Annotated in this window: 16 protein-coding genes; 13 read left to right on the forward strand and 3 right to left on the reverse strand. The window is 64.5% G+C overall.

Annotation, left to right across the window (positions count from 1 at the left end; genetic code table 11):
- Window positions 1–42 precede the first annotated feature (42 nt).
- The 7 genes from PY254_RS04825 (at window position 43) to PY254_RS04855 (ending at window position 9,339) form a co-directional block, all read left to right on the forward strand.
- Window positions 43–2,166 carry an alpha-amylase family protein gene (locus tag PY254_RS04825; protein ID WP_281014346.1) on the forward strand — a complete coding sequence of 708 codons (2,124 nt, stop codon included), beginning with the start codon at window positions 43–45 and terminating at the stop codon, window positions 2,164–2,166.
- Between the two features lie 286 nt (window positions 2,167–2,452).
- Window positions 2,453–3,076 carry a transcriptional repressor LexA gene (lexA, locus tag PY254_RS04830; RefSeq protein ID WP_281014347.1) on the forward strand — a complete coding sequence of 208 codons (624 nt, stop codon included), beginning with the start codon at window positions 2,453–2,455 and terminating at the stop codon, window positions 3,074–3,076.
- Window positions 3,073–3,699, forward strand: a complete 627-nt coding sequence (imuA, locus tag PY254_RS04835) for a translesion DNA synthesis-associated protein ImuA (protein WP_281014348.1) — start codon at window positions 3,073–3,075, stop codon at window positions 3,697–3,699. The genes lexA and imuA overlap by 4 nt, the downstream gene beginning before the upstream one ends.
- Window positions 3,700–3,711: 12 nt before the next feature.
- Entirely contained in the window at window positions 3,712–5,112 is a 1,401-nt protein-coding gene (locus tag PY254_RS04840) for a Y-family DNA polymerase (protein WP_281014349.1), read from the forward strand.
- Entirely contained in the window at window positions 5,109–8,186 is a 3,078-nt protein-coding gene (locus PY254_RS04845) for an error-prone DNA polymerase (RefSeq protein ID WP_281014350.1), read from the forward strand. The genes PY254_RS04840 and PY254_RS04845 overlap by 4 nt, the downstream gene beginning before the upstream one ends.
- Window positions 8,187–8,279: 93 nt before the next feature.
- Window positions 8,280–8,747, forward strand: coding sequence for a hypothetical protein (locus PY254_RS04850; RefSeq protein ID WP_281014351.1), 468 nt, complete (start codon window positions 8,280–8,282; stop codon window positions 8,745–8,747).
- A 163-nt stretch (window positions 8,748–8,910) separates the two neighbouring features.
- Window positions 8,911–9,339 (forward strand): hypothetical protein, encoded by a 429-nt coding sequence (locus PY254_RS04855; protein WP_281014352.1) that lies wholly within the window; start codon window positions 8,911–8,913, stop codon window positions 9,337–9,339.
- 46 nt (window positions 9,340–9,385) lie between these two features.
- Here PY254_RS04855 and PY254_RS04860 read toward each other — a convergent pair whose 3' ends face one another.
- From PY254_RS04860 to PY254_RS04870, 3 genes are read right to left on the reverse strand one after another with little or no spacing between them, the layout of a single operon-like run.
- Window positions 9,386–9,793 carry a hypothetical protein gene (locus tag PY254_RS04860; protein ID WP_281014353.1) on the reverse strand — a complete coding sequence of 136 codons (408 nt, stop codon included), beginning with the start codon at window positions 9,791–9,793 and terminating at the stop codon, window positions 9,386–9,388.
- Window positions 9,790–10,260, reverse strand: a complete 471-nt coding sequence (locus PY254_RS04865) for an Mpo1 family 2-hydroxy fatty acid dioxygenase (RefSeq protein ID WP_281014354.1) — start codon at window positions 10,258–10,260, stop codon at window positions 9,790–9,792. Before PY254_RS04865 ends, PY254_RS04860 begins: the two co-directional genes overlap by 4 nt.
- A 20-nt stretch (window positions 10,261–10,280) precedes the next feature.
- Window positions 10,281–11,177, reverse strand: a complete 897-nt coding sequence (locus PY254_RS04870; protein ID WP_281014355.1) for a phosphoribosylaminoimidazolesuccinocarboxamide synthase — start codon at window positions 11,175–11,177, stop codon at window positions 10,281–10,283.
- A gap of 128 nt (window positions 11,178–11,305) precedes the next feature.
- On the opposite strand from PY254_RS04870, the gene PY254_RS04875 reads away from it, so the two are divergent.
- The 6 genes from PY254_RS04875 to PY254_RS04900 all read left to right on the forward strand — a co-directional run bounded on the left by PY254_RS04875 (window position 11,306) and on the right by PY254_RS04900 (window position 17,385).
- Complete coding sequence (locus PY254_RS04875; RefSeq protein WP_281014356.1) at window positions 11,306–11,614, forward strand: c-type cytochrome; 309 nt, start codon at window positions 11,306–11,308, stop codon at window positions 11,612–11,614.
- Entirely contained in the window at window positions 11,611–12,426 is an 816-nt protein-coding gene (gene djlA, locus PY254_RS04880) for a co-chaperone DjlA (protein ID WP_281014357.1), read from the forward strand. The genes PY254_RS04875 and djlA overlap by 4 nt, the downstream gene beginning before the upstream one ends.
- 114 nt (window positions 12,427–12,540) lie before the next feature.
- Window positions 12,541–13,212 (forward strand): ribulose-phosphate 3-epimerase, encoded by a 672-nt coding sequence (gene rpe / locus PY254_RS04885; protein WP_281014358.1) that lies wholly within the window; start codon window positions 12,541–12,543, stop codon window positions 13,210–13,212.
- Window positions 13,213–14,050: 838 nt separating this feature from the next.
- Window positions 14,051–14,740: a proteobacterial dedicated sortase system response regulator gene (gene pdsR, locus PY254_RS04890; RefSeq protein WP_281014359.1), complete on the forward strand. Its 690-nt coding sequence runs from the start codon at window positions 14,051–14,053 to the stop codon at window positions 14,738–14,740.
- A complete protein-coding gene (locus PY254_RS04895; RefSeq protein WP_281014360.1) occupies window positions 14,740–15,327 on the forward strand; it encodes a hypothetical protein in 588 nt (195 codons plus the stop codon). The genes pdsR and PY254_RS04895 overlap by 1 nt, the downstream gene beginning before the upstream one ends.
- A gap of 12 nt (window positions 15,328–15,339) precedes the next feature.
- Window positions 15,340–17,385 (forward strand): ATP-binding protein, encoded by a 2,046-nt coding sequence (locus PY254_RS04900; protein ID WP_281014361.1) that lies wholly within the window; start codon window positions 15,340–15,342, stop codon window positions 17,383–17,385.
- The last annotated feature ends 123 nt before the right edge of the window (window positions 17,386–17,508 follow it).

Raw genomic sequence — 17,508 nt, forward strand, 5'->3', positions numbered from 1 at the left:
AGGCTTTCGCTTCTGCGGGTTTGCCAGGAAGGGTGGTGGTCGATGAGACGTCATGTGCTGATGGGGCTCTGTCTTGGCGTGCTGAGCGGGTGCCATGCCGCGCCGCCTGCGGTGGCCGACCTGGCCGGTTCCGCTGTCGTCGGGCAGACCACGCTGGATCAGGTGCAACGAGTCGGCGTCACCGAACACGCGCGCAACGGCATGGCGCTGCAGCGCTATGCCTTCCAGCCGGCGGCGCATCCGCAGTGGGTCCTCGCGCCGGCTGCGCCGTGGGACTGGTCATTGCGCGGTGAGTTGCGCGTGGACGTGCAGAACGCCATGCCCTGGGCAGTAACGCTGAATGTCGATATCGATGGCGCCGACGAGGGCCAGCATCTGCATGCAACCGTTGGTCTGCCGCCGGGACCGCCGCAGACGCTGGTGATTCCGCTGCATGCCACCTCACCGCGCGCGCAAGGCATGCAGGTGGGGCCACCGATGCCGTTCGATGACCACGGCCAGCGGACGTTGTTGGCGACCACCGTGCAGGGCACGTTGGACCTGCATCAGGTGCGCGCAATCCGACTCGGTATTCCGGCCCCGCAAGCGGTACAGGCGCTGTTATTCGGCGGCGTGACGACGACGCCCGGTGAAACCACGCTGCACGATGCCTATGCCGGCATTGTCGATCGTTACGGGCAGTACAGTCGTGGGCAGTGGCCGGAGAAGATCGCCTCCGATGTGGCGCTGCGTGCGGCGATAACCGCCGCTGAAGCAGGTAAAAGTCGGGTTGAGGCGGATCGTTACGGCGGACGTCTGGACGGCCAGAGTGTTCGCAAGACTGGCTGGTTCCACACGCAGAAACAAGATGGCCGCTGGCAGTTGGTGACACCGGAGGGTCACGCGTTCTTTTCGCTGGGCGTGAACGCAGTCGTTGCCGATGGCGGTCGCAGTTATATCGAAGGTCGCGAATTCATGTTCATCGATTTGCCGTCTGCGGCCGGTGCATGGGCCGCATTTCATGGTCGCAGTGACAGCCGGCAGCCGGGTCAGGGCGCCAGCGCCGGCATCGGCTACAACCACGGTCGCTGGTTTGATTTCTACGCGGCAAATCTGTATCGCATCGATGGCCAGGACTGGCTGACCGCGTGGCGCACCCGCACGCTGGATCGACTGCAGGCGTGGGGCTTCAACACCATTGGCAACTGGAGCGATGCTGCGCTTGGCGAGGCGCATCGATTGCCCTATACGCGTTCGATCAATATTGCCGGTGACTACGCCAACGTGGCCAGTGGCTTCGACTATTGGGGACGCATGCCCGATCCGTTTGATCCACGTTTCGTGCAGGCCACCGAGACGGCAGTGGCGAAAGCCAGTATGGGGGTGCGTGACGATCCCTGGCTGCTGGGCTATTTCGCCGACAACGAACTGGCCTGGGCCGGCAACGGGCCGCAAGGTCGCTGGGGACTGGCGCTGGGCACCTTGGCGGGCGATGCGAAGAGTCCGGCCAAGCAAGCGTTCATTGCCATGTTGCGCAAGCAATACGTGGCGCCGGAAACGCTGGCGGCGGCCTGGGGTATTGCGTTGAGCTCATGGGATGCACTGGACGTTACCGGCTACGTCGCACCCACGCCCAACGAGGAACATCCGGCGATTGCCAGCGATTACAGCCGTTGGCTGCGGACTTACGCCGATGCTTATTTCCGCAGCGTGAGCGACGCGATTCATCGCCACGACCCGCATCATCTGTTCCTCGGTGGCCGCTTCGCGGTGAACACGCCCGAAGCGGTAGCCGCCTGCGCGCAGTATTGCGATGTGGTCAGCTTCAATGTCTACGCCGACCTGCCGCAGCACGGCTTCGATGCGGCCGCCATGCATGCGTTGCACAAGCCGGTGCTGATCAGTGAGTTCCACTTTGGTTCCGACGATCGCGGCCCGTTCGGCAAAGGCGTGGTGTCGGTAGGCAATGAGGCGCAGCGCGGCGCTGCCTATGCGACGTTCCTCGCGGCCGCGGCGGCCAATCCGGATATTGTCGGTGCGCACTGGTTTCAGTACGCCGATCAGCCGGTGACCGGCCGCTTGCTCGATGGTGAGAACAGTCATATCGGGCTGGTGGGTATCACCGATATTCCGTTCGGCGAGTTTGTCGAGGCGGTGCGCAAGGCCAATCAGCCGGTGACGCCGTGAGGCTGAAGTGCGGCAGCAGGAGTGTCAGGCATAAAAAAACCCGCAGAGGGGATCTGCGGGCCTTTGGGTATCCGTCTTGAATATCACGGAGGAGGAGGGGAGTCCTCACCATGCAGCGGGAACAGTGTCTCACGACATGGGGATAAGTGTACTTGGAGGTTTGTTAATGCGGCGTAACTGGAGTGTGACCTGCGTCACAGTGCGACATAACAAGCAAACAGGTTCGAACACACCGATGTAGTGGCGGCACTATATTTTCACCACAAAAGGTGAAAACATAGACGGCATGAGCCTGCACCTGACCAGTCGCCAATCGAACATCCTTGAATTCATCCGTGCGCGTGTGGCGCAGGCGGGGCAAGCGCCCACGCTGGAGGAAATCGGCCTGGCCATGGGGCTGCCCAACGTCAGCGCCGTGCTCAAGCATGTGCGTTCGCTGGAGGCCAAGGGGCGGCTGGTGATCGAACCGAATCGCTCGCGCGGCATCCGTCTGGTGGATAGCACCGATGCGCTGGACGCGGACACCCTGGAGCTGCCGCTGGTCGGTCGCATTGCTGCTGGTGAGCCACTGTTCTCCGACTCCCGGATCGAGCGCACCCTGCGCGTGTCGCGCTGGTTGTTCCGCTTGCGGCCGGATTACCTGGTGCGGGTGGTCGGCGACTCGATGCGCGACGAGGGCATCCTCGACCAGGATCTGGTCGGCGTGCACGCCACGCCGGTGGCGCGGCACGGCCAGGTCGTGGCGGCACGGGTCGGCGGTGATCGTTTCACGATCAAACGACTGCACTGGCAGGGCGACGTGATCCGCCTGCTGCCGAACAGCCCGGGCTATCAGCCGATCGATCCCGATCCCACCGAAGACTTCGCCATCGAAGGTCTGTTCGCCGGCCTGCTGAGGGGTGGCTGGTGAATGCGGTGGTGCCCTTGTCGTCGCTGCTGGATGCGCGCCAGGTCTGGCGCGGTCGCGCTGCGTCCGTAGCAACGGGCGAGCAGCCGACCGGCTGGGCCGCGCTCGACGCGGTGCTGCCCAGCGGCGGCTGGCCGGAAGCCTCGTTATCGGAAATTCTGCTGCCGCTGGATGGCGTGGGTGAATTGCAGCTGGTGCTGCCGACGCTGGCGCGACTCAGTCAGGCGGCGCGACCACTGGTACTGGTGACACCGCCGTATGCGCCATGCGTGGCCGGCTGGCGCCAGCATGGGGTGGACATGCGCCGGGTCGAAATCGTCACGGCGGCCGAGTCCGATGTGTTGTGGGCGATGGAGCAATGCCTGCGTTCGGGTAGTTGCGCGGCGGTGCTGGCATGGCCGCGCCAGGCGGATGATCGTGCGCTGCGTCGGCTGCAGGTGGCGGCTGATGGTGGTCGTGCGCTGGCGTTCGCCTTTCGTGATCGACGCCATCTGGGCAATGCCTCGCCAGCGGCTTTGCGGCTGGAACTGGAAGCGGCGCCACAAGCGCGGGTGTGGGTGCGTAAATGCCGTGGTGGCGTGGTGCCGGCGCAGCCGGTGTCGTTGCCGTACGCCGCGTTGCATTGATGGTCGGCGCGCATGCTTTGGGCTTGTGTATTGCTGCCGCAACTGGCGCTGGACGGGGTCCTCCGTCGGCGGGCCACGACCGGTCCGCTGGTGCTGGTGGCCGGTGCAGCGAACGCGCGCAGCATCGTGGCAGCGAACGCCGCTGCACGCGAAGCGGGTTTGCGTGTAGGTCAGCGACTGAGCGCCGCGCAGGCCATGCTGGCGCAATTCGAGGCGCTGCCGTACGAGCCTGAGCGAGTTGAGCATTGGCATCGTTTTCTGGCTGCGGTCGCCTATCGCTACAGTTCCGAAGTCAGTCTGTTGCCGCATGCGATCGTGCTTGAGGTCAGCCGTAGCCTGAGCCTGTTCGGTTCGTGGCCACGGCTGGAAAGCCTGCTGCGCGCCGACCTCGACACGCTCGGTTTTCGCCACCGGATCAGTGCCGCGCCGACGCCGCATGCGGCCTATGTATTGGCTGGTGTCGCTGATGGTCAGGCGGTGTTGGGTACGGATCATTTGCGCCACGCGCTGCAACGCATTCCGCTGCAGAAAAGCCGCTTGCCCGCCGATGCGATCGAGGCGTTGCCCGGCATGGGCATACGTACGCTGGGCCAACTATGGAGTCTGCCGCGTGACGGCCTGCGTCGTCGCTTTGGCGTTGACTTGCTGCTGGCACTGGATCGATTGAGCGGTGATGCGCCCGCGGGTCTGGATGCGTATCGGCCACCGGACAGCTTCGATCTGCGCATCGAGTTGTCGCACGAGGTCGAGAACATCGCCGCGCTGATTTTTCCGTTGCGGCGGATGACCGGTGATCTGGCCGCTTATCTGGCCGGACGCGACGGTGGCGTGCAGCGTTTCATGCTGCGACTGGAGCATCGCGAGGGGAACACCGACGTGGCGGTCGGCCTGCTGGCACCCGAGCGTGAGGCCGGCATGCTGTTCGAGCTGGCGCGCGGCCGACTGGAGCAGGTGCAGTTGCAGCAGCCGGTGCTGGTGATGCGCTTGATCGCCCGCGACCTGCCGGCTTTCGTGCCGGCTGGTCACGATCTGTTCGACGAACGCCCGGCCAACGCGTTGCCGATCGAGCAGCTGCGCGAACGCCTGCGTGCACGACTGGGTGATCGCGCGGTATATCAGTTGGGTAGTACCAGCGACCCGCGACCCGAGCGTGCGCAAATCGTCGCCAGTCGTGATGACGGTGCGTGCGAGCCGCATCCCCGACCAACCTGGTTGCTGGAACGGCCGATACCGCTGCGTGGTTCGCCGCCACATCTGTTGGCTGGGCCGGAACGGTTGGAGACGGGCTGGTGGGATGGCGGTGAAGTCTGCCGTGATTACTACGTGGTGGAGACCGCACAAGGTCAGCGCGCGTGGGCGTTCTGCGCACCAGGTGAGCAGGATGGCTGGATGCTGCACGGCTGGTTTGCGTGAGCGATTATGCCGAGCTGCATTGCCTGTCGAACTTTTCGTTCGGCCGCGGCGCGTCCAGTGCACGCGAGCTGTTTGATCGCGCGAAGTCGTGCGGCTACAGCGCGTTGGCGATCACCGACGAATGTTCGCTGGCCGGCATCGTGCGTGCGCTGGAAGCGTCGCGCGCCACCGGCGTGAAGCTGATCGTGGGTGCCGAATTCCAGCTCGACGACGGCCCGAAGCTGGTGCTGTTGTGCGAGACGAAAGCCGGCTACACCGCCTTGTGCACACTGATTACCCGCGGTCGTCGTGCCTCGGCCAAGGGCAGCTATCGCCTGAGCTGTGCCGAGCTGGCGCATGGCGTGCCGGGCACGTTCGCCTTGTGGTTGCCGGGGCGGCTACCCGATCCTGTGCATGGCCGCTGGCTGCGTGACACCTTCGGCCCGCGGGCGTGGCTGGCGGTGGCATTGCATCACGGGCCCGACGACACGCAACGCCTGCGTGAATTGCAGCAACTCGGCAGCCGCCTCGATCTGCCGCTGGTGGCCACTGGCGATGTGCACATGCACGTGCGGCGACGACTGGCCCTGCAAAACACGCTCACGGCGATCCGTCATCGCGTGCCGCTGGCCGACGCTGGCGCGTTGATCTTCCGCAATGGCGAGCGCCACCTGCGTCGACGCGAGGCGTTGGCAAAGATCTATCCCGAAGCACTGTTGTGCGAAAGCGTGGTGCTGGCTGCGCGCTGCCAGTTCCGTCTGGACGAACTGCGCTACCGCTATCCCGCCGAATTGGTTCCCGCAGCACACAGCGGCAGCAGTTGGCTGCGTCAGTTGACCGAACAAGGCATGCGCTGGCGCTGGCCCGACGGCGCGCCGGAAAAAGTTCGTGCGCAAATCGAGCACGAGCTGAGCCTGATCGCGGAGCTGCAATACGAGTCGTACTTCCTCACCGTGAATGACATCGTGCGCTTTGCCCGCAGCCAGGGAATTCTCTGCCAGGGCCGCGGCTCGGCCGCCAACTCCGCCGTATGTTTCGCACTCGGCGTTACCGAGGTCGACCCGGCGCGAATGAACCTGCTGGTCGAACGCTTCATCAGCAAGGAGCGCAACGAACCGCCCGACATCGATGTGGATTTCGAGCACGAGCGGCGCGAGGAAGTGATCCAGTACATCTACGCGAAGTACGGTCGCGAACGCGCGGCACTGGCGGCCACGGTGATCTGCTATCGCGGCAAGAGTGCCGTACGTGACGTGGCCAAGGCGCTGGGCCTGCCGCTGGATCAGGTGGATCAGCTCAGCGGTATTGTCGGCTGGTGGGATGGCGAGACAAGTCTGGACGAGCGCCTGCGCGAACACGGTTTCGATCCGCACAGTGCGTTACTGCGGCGGGTGCTGAAACTCACTGCCGAGCTGCTCGATACGCCGCGGCATCTGTCCCAGCACGTCGGCGGCTTCGTGATCAGTGACGCGTCGCTGAGCGAACTGGTGCCGGTGGAAAATGCGTCGATGCCCGATCGCACCATCATCCAGTGGGACAAGGATGATCTGGACACGATGAAGCTGCTCAAGGTCGATTGCCTGGCACTGGGCATGCTGAGTTGCGTGCGCAAGTGCCTGGATCTGCTGCGCGCCCATCGTGGTCAGGATTACACGATGGCCACGCTGCCGGCGGAAGATCCGCAAACCTACCGGATGATCCAGCGCGCCGACACCGTGGGCGTATTCCAGATCGAAAGCCGGGCGCAGATGGCGATGCTGCCGCGGCATCGACCAGCGAATTTCTATGATCTGGTGATCCAGGTGGCGATCGTGCGACCCGGTCCGATCCAGGGCGACATGGTGCATCCATACCTGCGCCGACGCCGTGGCGAAGAAGCGGTGGATTACCCGTCGGAAGATCTCAAGGCGGTTTTCGAACGCACGTTGGGCGTGCCGCTTTTTCAGGAACAGGTGATGAAGCTGGCGATCGTGGCGGCTGGCTACAGCGCCGGCGAGGCCGATCAACTGCGTCGCGCGATGGCGGCTTGGAAACGCCACGGCGGCATGGAGCATCACCGCGAGCGGATCATGCGCGGCATGCTTGAGCGCGGCTACACCGCCGAGTTTGCGGCGCGCTTGTTCGAGCAGATCAAGGGCTTCGGCAGTTACGGTTTTCCGGAAAGCCACGCAGCCAGTTTTGCCGGTATCGTCTACGCCAGTTGCTGGCTGAAATGCCACGAGCCAGCCGCGTTTGCCTGTGCCTTGTTGAACGCGCAGCCGATGGGTTTCTACGGCCCCAGTCAGATCGTGCAGGATGCGCAACGCCACGGCATCGCGGTGCGTCCGGTCGACGTACGCCACAGTGACTGGGATTGCACGCTGGAGGACGACCCGGATGGTCGTGGGCAGCCGGCGTTGCGGCTCGGCTTGCGGCAGGTGCGGGGCATGCGTAAGGACGTGGCTGATCGACTTTCGCTGGCGCGCGATGCACGCGCTTTCGCTGACGTGGTGGATCTGTGCGAGCGCACCGGCATCGATCGTCGCCAGCAGGAGTTGCTGGCCGAGGCGGGCGCGCTGCGCGGGCTGGCGGGTCATCGGCATCGGGCGAAGTGGGCGGTGGCCGGAGTCGAGCCGCAGCTGCCGTTGTTCGGGCGAGTCAGCCCGACGGAGCAGGCCGTCGCATTGCCGGTGCCGTCGGTGGCGGAAAACCTGCAGTCGGACTATGCGCGTACCGGTCTCAGTCTGGGCCCGCATCCGCTCAAGTTGTTGCGCCCGCGCTTGCACACGGCGCGTTTCGTCGACTCGCGCAGTCTGCGCGTCCAGCCTCATCAAAGTCCGGTGCGCGCAGCCGGTCTGGTGACCCAGCGCCAGCGCCCGCAAACTGCTGGCGGCACCACCTTCATCACCATCGAAGACGAACACGGTTTCATCAACGTGGTGGTGTGGCGCGATGTTGCCGAACGGCAGCGACGCGCGTATCTGGAAGCCAGTTTGCTGGGTGTGGAAGGCCAGTGGGAAAGCGTCGACGGGGTGAGTCATCTGATTGCCCGTCGGCTGCTTGATATGAGTGCGTGGCTGGGGGCCCTGGACACGCGTTCGCGGGATTTTCATTGAGCCAGCCAAGGCTGGTGTGACGCCTGCCGGCCCGCCGCGTTCCTGACGCTCGCTAGATAATCCGCTACGCTGCCGCTGGCCGCAGTCAGCGGCATGGGGTGGCGCTGGCTGGCAGGTTTCATTCGCGCACAAGGGGGCTTCATGGGCATGTCCGCACTGGAAAGAATGGCTGCAAACATGGGCTTGCTGGGCTCATTCATTGCGCTTGTCGTCGCCGTGGTGGTTGCGGCATTCCTGCTCGCGCTGATCTATCGTTTCGTGATCGGCTATTTCCCCAACATCAAGCGAGCTCTCGGCGTGGTGTTGTTGACCCTGGTCGTGGGCGTGGTGGCGTCGATCGCGATGGGACTGGTCCTGCCGTCAGCCGCAGCCGACTGGGCCGGCCTCGGCATTGCGCTGCTGGTGGGTGCCGCGTGGGTGAATCAGCAATTGCTGGCCAACAATGGCATGCATATCGGCGCGGCCCGCGCCTTGCTGGTGCAGCTGATCTTTCTCGCGGTCTGCCTGATGGTGTGGATGGCATTCGTGGCAAGTACGGCGGCCGTTGCGGCAGTCGGCTAGCGCGAGCCCCCCGCCGCGCCGTCGCATGCACGAGGCGCATGACGATCCTTGAGGCGCTGCGCATCCTGTCGCCGTGACTGGAATCGGGTAGGCTGCTAGCACCGCGGGCGATGACATGGGGATGTCATCGGGCGGTTCCATTACCATTTGCTCTGGGGGATTTATGGGTACTTCTTCGTTGGCTGCATTGGCCGGCATGGGGCTGTTTGCCATGCTGATCATGGCCGTTGTCGGCATTCTGCTGGCAGCTCTGGTGTTGAGCGTGGCCTTTCGTTTTGCGGTCGGCTATATGCCGTCCTACTTGCGCGCTCTGGGCGCCGTGGTGTTGACCTGGATCGCCGGCGTTGTGGCGATGATCCTGATCAGCTTTGTCAGTTCCGGCGGTACTGGCGGGTTTTTGTCGCTGCTTGTGCAGTTCCTGGTCGGCGCCCTGGTGGTGAACTACTTGCTGCTATCACAGAATGGCAGCCAGATCGGCTTCGCCAAGGCCTGCGTGGTACAGGCGATCTACACGGTGATCTTTATCGTGCTGGCACTGATTCTTGCCGTCATCGTGGCGGTGCTGTTCGGCAGCATGTTGGCACACGGTTGAGGCATGGAAGGGGCGGAGTGATCCGCCCCTTCGGTCACGTGATGGCTTACGCCAGACTGGTGGCGATACCGAAACTGACCGCCATGATCGCGGCCACCGCCATGCATGCACTACCCGGACGAATGCGGCGGGCGTCGACACGCGGTACCAGGCCCCACAACAAGGCCGTGCCGATCAACATGTCCAGCACCAGCGCCCAGCGCAGCAGGCCGGAACTCAACAGCGCGGCGTAAGGCGGATGCAAGTGGCCTTCGTACGCGGCCACGCCAACGACCAGCAGCAGGCCGATCATCGTCCACAGCAAACAGGCCAGATAGATGCGGTTGAACACCACCGCGCAGCGCTCGGCCCAGCGCATGACCGACCAGCCGATCAGGGCGAACACCAGCGCCGCCATGCTGCTGTAAAGCACCCACCAGAGCAGGGTGCTGATGATGGTAAGCGCAGTAGTCATAAGGCTTGCTTGAATCCGAGTTGGCGCAGCAGCTTGGCCATCAGCCAGGCCGGACCGATCAGCAGGTAGGAAAGATCGGTGAGGAAGCTCGGCTTGCGTCCTTCGAACCGATGGCCGATGAACTGGCCGATCCACGCGACCACGAACACGCCGACCGCGAGATAGCACAGTTGCGCCGCGCCGAGCTGCAGATAAAGATAATTACTGAGCAGGCCGAGTAGGGCGAACGCGACCAGCAGGCTGGCGGCCAGGGCGCGCGAGCGATGCCAGTACCAGTAGAAAGCGATCACGATCACCAGCACCGCCCACGAGCCCTGGCGCAACAGGCTGGTCGGCACTGGAACAGCCCACAGCAACGCGATCACCGACCACGCAATCGGCGGCACGCAGATCCAGTGAAGTCTCTGGTTGATCGGGTTGCGGTGGTCGGCGCTGTAGCTGTCGAGCCAGTCCTGCATGGTGCGCATGCGTGATTCCCTGTGCAGCGTCAGTCGAGCCGGATGCCGGCCAGCCGCTGCAGCGCCTCGGCGTACTTGGCCGCGGTACGCGCAATCACTTCGTCGGGAATCACCGGGCCGGGCGCGGTCTTGTTCCAGTGCTGGGTTTCCAGCCAGTCACGCACAAACTGCTTGTCGTAGCTGGGCGGGCTGATGCCGGTGCGATATTCGTCGGCGGGCCAGAAGCGCGAGGAATCCGGCGTCAGCATCTCGTCCATCACATACAGCTTGCCGCTGGCATCGGTGCCGAACTCGAACTTGGTGTCGGCGATGATGATGCCGCGTTCGGCTGCATAGGCGGCTGCCCACCGGTAGATCGCCAGCGTCGCATCGCGCACCTGGTTTGCCAGTTCGCTGCCGACCGCATCGATGACCGCATCGAAGCTGACATTCTCGTCGTGATCACCCACGGCCGCCTTGGTCGACGGGGTGAAGATCGGTGCGGGCAGCTGTTGCGCCTGCTGCAGGCCGGCGGGCAGGGCAATGCCGCACAGCGAGCCGGTAGCCTGGTAATCCTTCCAGCCCGAGCCGATCAGGTAGCCGCGGGCGATCGCTTCCACCGGCACCGGCTTCAGTCGACGTGTCACCACCGCGCGTTTTTCGTACAACTTCAGGTCGGTACCCGGCGGCAACACATCGGCCAGCGGCACGTCGAGCAGGTGGTTCGGCAGCAGATGCGCCGTCTTGGCGAACCAGAAGTTCGACATCTGGGTCAGCATTTCGCCCTTGCCCGGAATCGGGTTTGGCATCACCACATCGAAGGCCGATAGCCGATCGGTGGCGACCATCAACAGCCGATCGTCGGACAACGCGTAGACATCGCGTACCTTGCCGCGGTGGACCAGTTCGAGTCCGGGAAGGTTGGATTGCGGCAAGGTGGTGGGCACGGCGGCGGGTTCCACTAGGGCGAAGGGAAGCGCCCATTCTAGCCGCTGCGGCACGGCTGCCGGAAACGTGGAGCCTGCATTTGCCTGTCACTGGTAGAATTGGCAACCTTTGGCTCCATGTACTGCCGATGCGAACCTTATTGATTGCGGCGCTTCTCCTGTTCGCCGCCCTGCCAGCCTTTGCCCAAAGCCCGGTGCAGCCTGTCCGGCTGGGCTTGTGCGCGGCTTGCCACGGCGCCAATGGCCATGCCGCCATGCCTGGGGTGCCGAATCTGGCCGGGCAGCGGCTGGACTATCTGCGTGCTGCGCTGAAGCAGTACCGCGATGGCCGCCGGGACATTCCGGTGATGCGGGCGGCAATCGGTCCGGTCAATGATGCGGAGCTGGACGCGCTCGCGCGCTGGTATAACGAGCAGCCCGCACAGGTGCGTCCATGAGTTTCACTTATACGCTGTGGTTCGCGTTCTTCGGCATGTTGATCGGGCGTCTGCCCGGCGCGGTGACCGGCGCGGTGATCGGTTTCATCTTCGACAACATGCGCTACAGCCAACGCAAGAACGCCACGCCGGAGGCCGGTGGCTTCGTCGGGCCGCTGTTTACCTTGCTGGGCGCGGTGGCGAAATCCGATGGTCGCGTGTCGGAGCAGGAGATCGCGATTGCCGAGCGGCTGATGACGCGCATGGGCCTGACCGCCGATCAGCGCAAGCAGGCCGTGGCCAGCTTCAACGTGGGCAAGCAGCCGGAGTTCGATGTCACCCGCACGATTGCCGAGCTGCGCAACTGGGTTGGCCTGCGTCGCGATCACGCCTTCCCGGTGCTCGATGTGGTGATCGAAACCGTGTTGGCAGAGGGCAATCCGCCGCCCGAGAAAATGTCGATCCTGCGCCAGCTCGCGTTTGCGCTGCGCATCAGCGACATGGAATTGATGGCGCTGATGGCGATGAAGGGTTATGCATGGAATGCCGGCGCCGGCGGTTCGCGTGGTGGCAGTCAGCACGGCAATGGAACGGGTAGCGGCTATGTGCCGCCACAACGCAGCCCGCAAGGACCCGATCCGTATGCCGTGCTCGGCATCGATCGCAATGCCGATGAACGTACGATCAAGCGTGCCTACCGCAAGCTGATTTCCGAGCACCACCCCGACCGCCTCGGCGACCTGCCCGAAAACATGCGCAAGCAGGCCGAGTCACGCGCCAGCGAGATCAACGCGGCGTACGACCGGATCAAGGAAGCCAAAGGCTTCAAGTAGGAGCCCGTCAGCGGGTGATGCGGTTGGCTCGAATTTGTTTTCCGATCAGAACAGGGGCATCGCCCGCCAGCGGGCTCCTACACTCACCAGTTTCCGACTCGCCCGGTAGCCGCCATGCCCAAGCAATCCCCGATCATCGCCCCATCCATCCTCGCTGCCGATTTCGCCCGGTTGGGTGAAGACACCGCTGCAGCGCTTGCTGCCGGCGCCCACTGGGTGCATTTCGACGTGATGGACAACCATTACGTGCCGAACCTGACGATCGGTCCGATGGTGCTGCAGTCGCTGCGAAAGTTCGGCATCACCGCGCCGATCGACGTGCATCTGATGGTCAAGCCAGTCGACCGCATCGTGCCCGACTTCGCCAAGGCGGGCGCCAGCATGATCAGCTTCCACCCTGAAGCGAGCGAGCACATCGATCGCACGCTGGGCCTGATCAAGGAATGCGGCTGTCAGACGGGTCTGGTATTCAATCCGGCCACGCCGCTGGACTACCTCGACTACGTGATGGACAAGCTGGACATGATCCTGATCATGTCGGTGAACCCGGGCTTTGGTGGTCAGAAGTTCATACCCGGCACGCTGCAGAAATTGCGTCGGGTGCGCGAGCGCATCGATGCCAGCGGCCGTGAAATCCGGCTGGAAGTGGATGGTGGCGTTACCGCGCAGAACATCGGTGCGATTGCCGCTGCCGGTGCCGATACCTTTGTCGCGGGCTCGGCGATTTTCCACGCGGCGGACTATCGCGCCGAAATTGAAGCCATGCATCGGGCGATGGCTGGCTGAACCCTGGGGCCGGGTCGCGGGCATAAAAATCCCGACGCAGAGAGGAGCTGCGTCGGGAAAAACGTCGTCGGGACGTGAGAGGAAACACCATGATTGGTGTGCCGGCATGGCCACCGCCGAAACTGGCGGTGGCCATGCCGGCACGTTCCACGGCAAGAGGAACCGCACCAATCACCAATTCTGACCGGGCCATTTCCGATTGGTTCCCGGCTTGGCGCGGTCGATCGCCGCGGCGGCATTCAGCTTCACGAGATGGTTTGCCTACCACGAGGGCGAGACGTTCGCCGGCGTGGAAGGCGTGCATGCTGGCGGAAAAAAGTCCCCTCGCAAGGAGGGGACAAGGAACCACCATGTCGGACGGAACGGGGTCTGGAACCATCAGGTCACGATGCGGCTGCGGCTCAAAGCGGTTGCCAGTCGGTGTCGGGCTCAGTCTGGTCCACGGCTGCTGCGCATCCTTGCGCAGCAGCCGTGCCAGCGCCTTCCACGGCAAGCGGAAGCGAACGAACGGCGAGAAATCGAGCGTTGTTCATGATCATCTCCTTCAGTGGATGCCGAGCAGCAGGCCCAGCAACAGGGCGCCCAGCGCCAGGGTGATGCGCAGCGGTTCGAAGCTGTGCAGTTCAGCGTTGATGTCGCGTGGGTCGGTGTCGATTTTCATGAGTTTCTCGTCGTGCTGTTGACGGTTCCCATCAAAGCGCCACACGCGGCGCGTGCAGCGGCGGCAAACGGCCGGTTTGCGGCCCGCTTGTGGCAAAACGCGGGCATTCGTCGTGGATGGCTTGCGCGCAAGCGTTTCGCATAGCACGCTGCGCCCACCATTCGAAAGGAACGCATCATGGGTCGCAGCATTGCCATCGTCGAAGACGAACCGCTGATCCGCGCCAACTACGTCGAGGCGCTGAACCGTTTCGGCTACGACGCGCGGGGCTACGGTTCGCGCCGGGACGCCTCCAGCGCGTTTGCGATGAAATTGCCGGAGCTGGTGATCATCGACATCGGCCTGGGCGACGAGCCGGAAGGCGGTTTCGACCTGTGCCGCGAGCTGCGCGCAAAGTCGGCCACCTTGCCGTTGATCTTCCTTACCGCCCGCGATTCGGATTTCGATGTGATCTCCGGTCTGCGCCTGGGTGCCGACGACTATCTCAGCAAGGACACCAGCCTGCACCAACTCGCCGCGCGCATCGCTGCACTGTTCCGCCGCATCGAATCGCTGAAGGCGCCCATGTCGAGTGAGACGGTGCTTGAGCACGGCCCGCTGAAGCTTGAATCGGAGCGCATGCGGATCACCTGGAACAACGAGGAAGTTCCCCTCACCGTCACCGAATTCTGGATGGTGCACACGCTCATCCGCTTCCCCGGCCACGTGAAGAATCGCGACCAGCTGATGCGCGAGGCCGAGCTCGTTGTCGACGACGCCACCATCACCTCGCACATCAAGCGCATCCGCAAAAAATTTGTAGCGGTGGCGCCGGAATTCGATGCGATCGAAACCGTGCACGGCGTTGGCTATCGGTGGAAGCCGTAATGCGGCGTGGATGGAAGCTCGGCCTGCTGTTGGCGGCGTGTCTGAGTTCGACACTGGCGCTGGCGGCCGAACCGAACGATGACGTGCTCGCCCGCGGCGCCCGCGATGGCAACGCACCCGCGTGGGTGATCGCTGCAGCCACGCCGGCCGGCTGGACACGTGACTGCTGCACCTACGCCCGTGCGATCGGCGTCAAGGCAGTGCTGTATCAGGGCGAGTGGAGCGGCAATCCGCAGCGGGTGATGGTACTCAACGTATGGCCACGCAAGCCGGGCACGCTGGCCGACGAGGTGCAGGCTGATCGCAAGCGCTACCTGCAACACGATCCGGCCGGCAAGACCTCCACGTTTGCGGTGCGGCATCCGTCCATGCCGTGCGAGGCCTCGGTTTACGAGGGTAGTGATCATGTCGACGATGTGTTGGTGTTCTGCGATCCCGGTGTCGCCAGCGGTGTGCGGCTGAGCTGGTCGATGGCGTTCGATGCAGCCGATCCGTCACGCAAGACGCTGCTCGACGATTTCATGCGGGTGGTGGTGGCGAGCCGCTGGATGAAGGACACCGCGGCGCCGGCTGCGCATGCGCCCTGAGAACGTGCTTCGATGAGCCTCCGCCGTAAATTGCTGCTGGTCGCCTTGTGCACGCTGGCCTTGCCGATTGCCGGCTGGCTGTTTGTGCGGCAGATGGAAACGCTGTTGCGCGAAGGCCAGGCGCAGGCCTTGCTGGCCTCGGCCAATGCGGTGGCGCGCAGCCTGGTGGTCACCGATGCGCTGCCGCCCGAGAGTGGGCGCAGTTGGTATGTCGAGCCGGCCACCCAGCCGCTCACCGTCGACGGCTATGGTGACGACTGGGCGCCGTTGACGCCATGGAGCCAGCCGCTCGGTACGCACGGCAAACTGCTGCTCGCCGGTGATGACCACTGGCTGTACCTGTATGCCGATGTGCGCGACACCCATCGCACTCGCGCCGATGCCGAGGATGCCAATGCACTGGCGGCGGATCATCTGATTCTGGCGCTGGGCAACGCCAACGGCCTGCGTCGCTATCTACTGGCCAGTGCTGCACCTGGCGCGATCTCGGCGCGACCACTTGACCCGCCGGTTGATGGACTGCCTGAGGTGATTCTCGCGCAGTGGCAGGAAGATGGCAGTGGTTACCGCGTCGAGTTGCGCTTGCCGCAGAGTCTTGCGCTGCGCCGACTCGGTGTCGGCATCTACGACGCGGCCGCCGGTGGCGACCGCATGGCAGCCGATACGCGGGCGCTGCTCGGCTACTCGAGCAAGATGTCGGACGAACTGACCCAACTGGTACCTGAGCGGGTGCAGGCACGCGTGCTGGCACCGCAAGGCTGGCTGTTGGCGCGCAGCGGGCGGCTCAACACCTTGCCTGGCCGTGACGGCCAACCCGGCTGGTTTGCCTCGCTGGTCTATCGCTCGCTGCTGGCCAACCGACTGGAGGATGCCAACCTGTGGGCGCAGGACGTGCCGCGACTGGATACCGGCGAAGTGCGCGCCGCGGCCGGCGGGAAGCCTGCCGCCGTATGGCGCAGCGGTGAAGAGCGCGGCAGCGTGGTGCTGGCTGCCGCGGTGCCGATCGAGCGGGCAGGCAAGGTGGATGGCGTCTTGCTGCTGGAGCAGCCCAGTCACATCGTGCCGCTGCTGGCCAATCGCGCACTGCTCGGCCTGCTGCTGACCAGCTTCGGTGTACTGCTGCTCGCTGGCGGCATCCTGTTGTGGTTCGCCACCCGCTTGAGCCTGCGGCTTGGTCGCCTGCGCAACGCGGCCGAGCGCGCCCAGTTCAACGACGGACGTCTGGACGGCTTGTTCGAAAGCGGCAAGTTTCCGATGACCGACGCGCCAGACGAGATCGGCGACCTTGCGCGCAGCTTCGAGAAGCTGTTCGACGTGGTTGGCAGCTACACCGACTACCTGCGCACGCTGGCCTCCAAACTCTCGCACGAATTGAACACGCCGCTGGCCATCGTGAAGTCCTCGCTGGACAACCTCGAGCACATTCTGCTGGCGCAAGACCGCCTGCCTGCTGAAGCGCAGCCTTATCTTGCGCGTGCCCGCGACGGCGTGGCGCGGCTGGGTACGCTGGTGCGCGCGATGAGCGAGTCGAGTCGGATGGAGCGCTCGATCACCGGGGCCGAGCCCGAAGAGGTCGATCTGCGTGACGTGGTGCGCGGTTGCGCTGACGCTTACCGGCCGCTGATCGGTAACCGCAGCCTCAGCTGCGAACTACCCACTTCCGCCATCAACCTGCACTGCGCGCCGGAGCTGATCGCGCAGGCGCTGGACAAGCTGCTCGACAACGCGCTGTCGTTCACGCCGGCCGATGGCCTGCTGCGGCTCAGCCTGACCGCCACCGCGGACGGCGCCGAGATCGAGCTGGCCAATCAGGGGCCGTCATTGCCGGCGGCGATGCAAGGTCGGCTGTTCGATTCGCTGGTCAGCCTGCGCGACAAGGCTACGCCCGGCGATGCGCCGCATCTGGGGCTGGGCTTGTACGTGGTGCGGCTGGTGGCCGAGCGTCACGGCGGCGTCGCCAGTGCGCGCAACCTCGATGACGGCAGCGGCGTGGCGTTTTCCCTGAGCCTGCGCGGGATGCCACGACCGCGACTCTCAGTCGACCGTCAACCTCGGTAGCAGCCCGCTCGTGGGCGATGCTTCTGGCTGTTGGTTCCAGTGATTTCCGGCAAGAGCATTGCCCGCGAGCGGGCTCCTGCCAGGGCCGTGAGCGGCACGGCTGTCGCAGCTGCCCTACAATCG

This window comes from Rhodanobacter sp. AS-Z3, from assembly GCF_029224025.1.
Taxonomy (GTDB): Bacteria; Pseudomonadota; Gammaproteobacteria; order Xanthomonadales; family Rhodanobacteraceae; genus Rhodanobacter.

Bases quoted from the DNA above. Each gene is read 5' to 3' on its own strand.
- PY254_RS04825 (WP_281014346.1), top strand. From the start codon at position 43: ATGAGACGTCATGTGCTGATGGGGCTCTGTCTTGGCGTGCTGAGCGGG.
- lexA (WP_281014347.1), top strand. From the start codon at position 2,453: ATGAGCCTGCACCTGACCAGTCGCCAATCGAACATCCTTGAATTCATC.
- PY254_RS04840 (WP_281014349.1), top strand. From the start codon at position 3,712: ATGCTTTGGGCTTGTGTATTGCTGCCGCAACTGGCGCTGGACGGGGTC.
- PY254_RS04850 (WP_281014351.1), top strand. From the start codon at position 8,280: ATGGGGTGGCGCTGGCTGGCAGGTTTCATTCGCGCACAAGGGGGCTTC.
- PY254_RS04855 (WP_281014352.1), top strand. From the start codon at position 8,911: ATGGGTACTTCTTCGTTGGCTGCATTGGCCGGCATGGGGCTGTTTGCC.
- PY254_RS04860 (WP_281014353.1), bottom strand. From the start codon at position 9,793: ATGACTACTGCGCTTACCATCATCAGCACCCTGCTCTGGTGGGTGCTT.
- PY254_RS04865 (WP_281014354.1), bottom strand. From the start codon at position 10,260: ATGCGCACCATGCAGGACTGGCTCGACAGCTACAGCGCCGACCACCGC.
- PY254_RS04875 (WP_281014356.1), top strand. From the start codon at position 11,306: ATGCGAACCTTATTGATTGCGGCGCTTCTCCTGTTCGCCGCCCTGCCA.
- djlA (WP_281014357.1), top strand. From the start codon at position 11,611: ATGAGTTTCACTTATACGCTGTGGTTCGCGTTCTTCGGCATGTTGATC.
- rpe (WP_281014358.1), top strand. From the start codon at position 12,541: ATGCCCAAGCAATCCCCGATCATCGCCCCATCCATCCTCGCTGCCGAT.
- pdsR (WP_281014359.1), top strand. From the start codon at position 14,051: ATGGGTCGCAGCATTGCCATCGTCGAAGACGAACCGCTGATCCGCGCC.
- PY254_RS04895 (WP_281014360.1), top strand. From the start codon at position 14,740: ATGCGGCGTGGATGGAAGCTCGGCCTGCTGTTGGCGGCGTGTCTGAGT.
- PY254_RS04900 (WP_281014361.1), top strand. From the start codon at position 15,340: ATGAGCCTCCGCCGTAAATTGCTGCTGGTCGCCTTGTGCACGCTGGCC.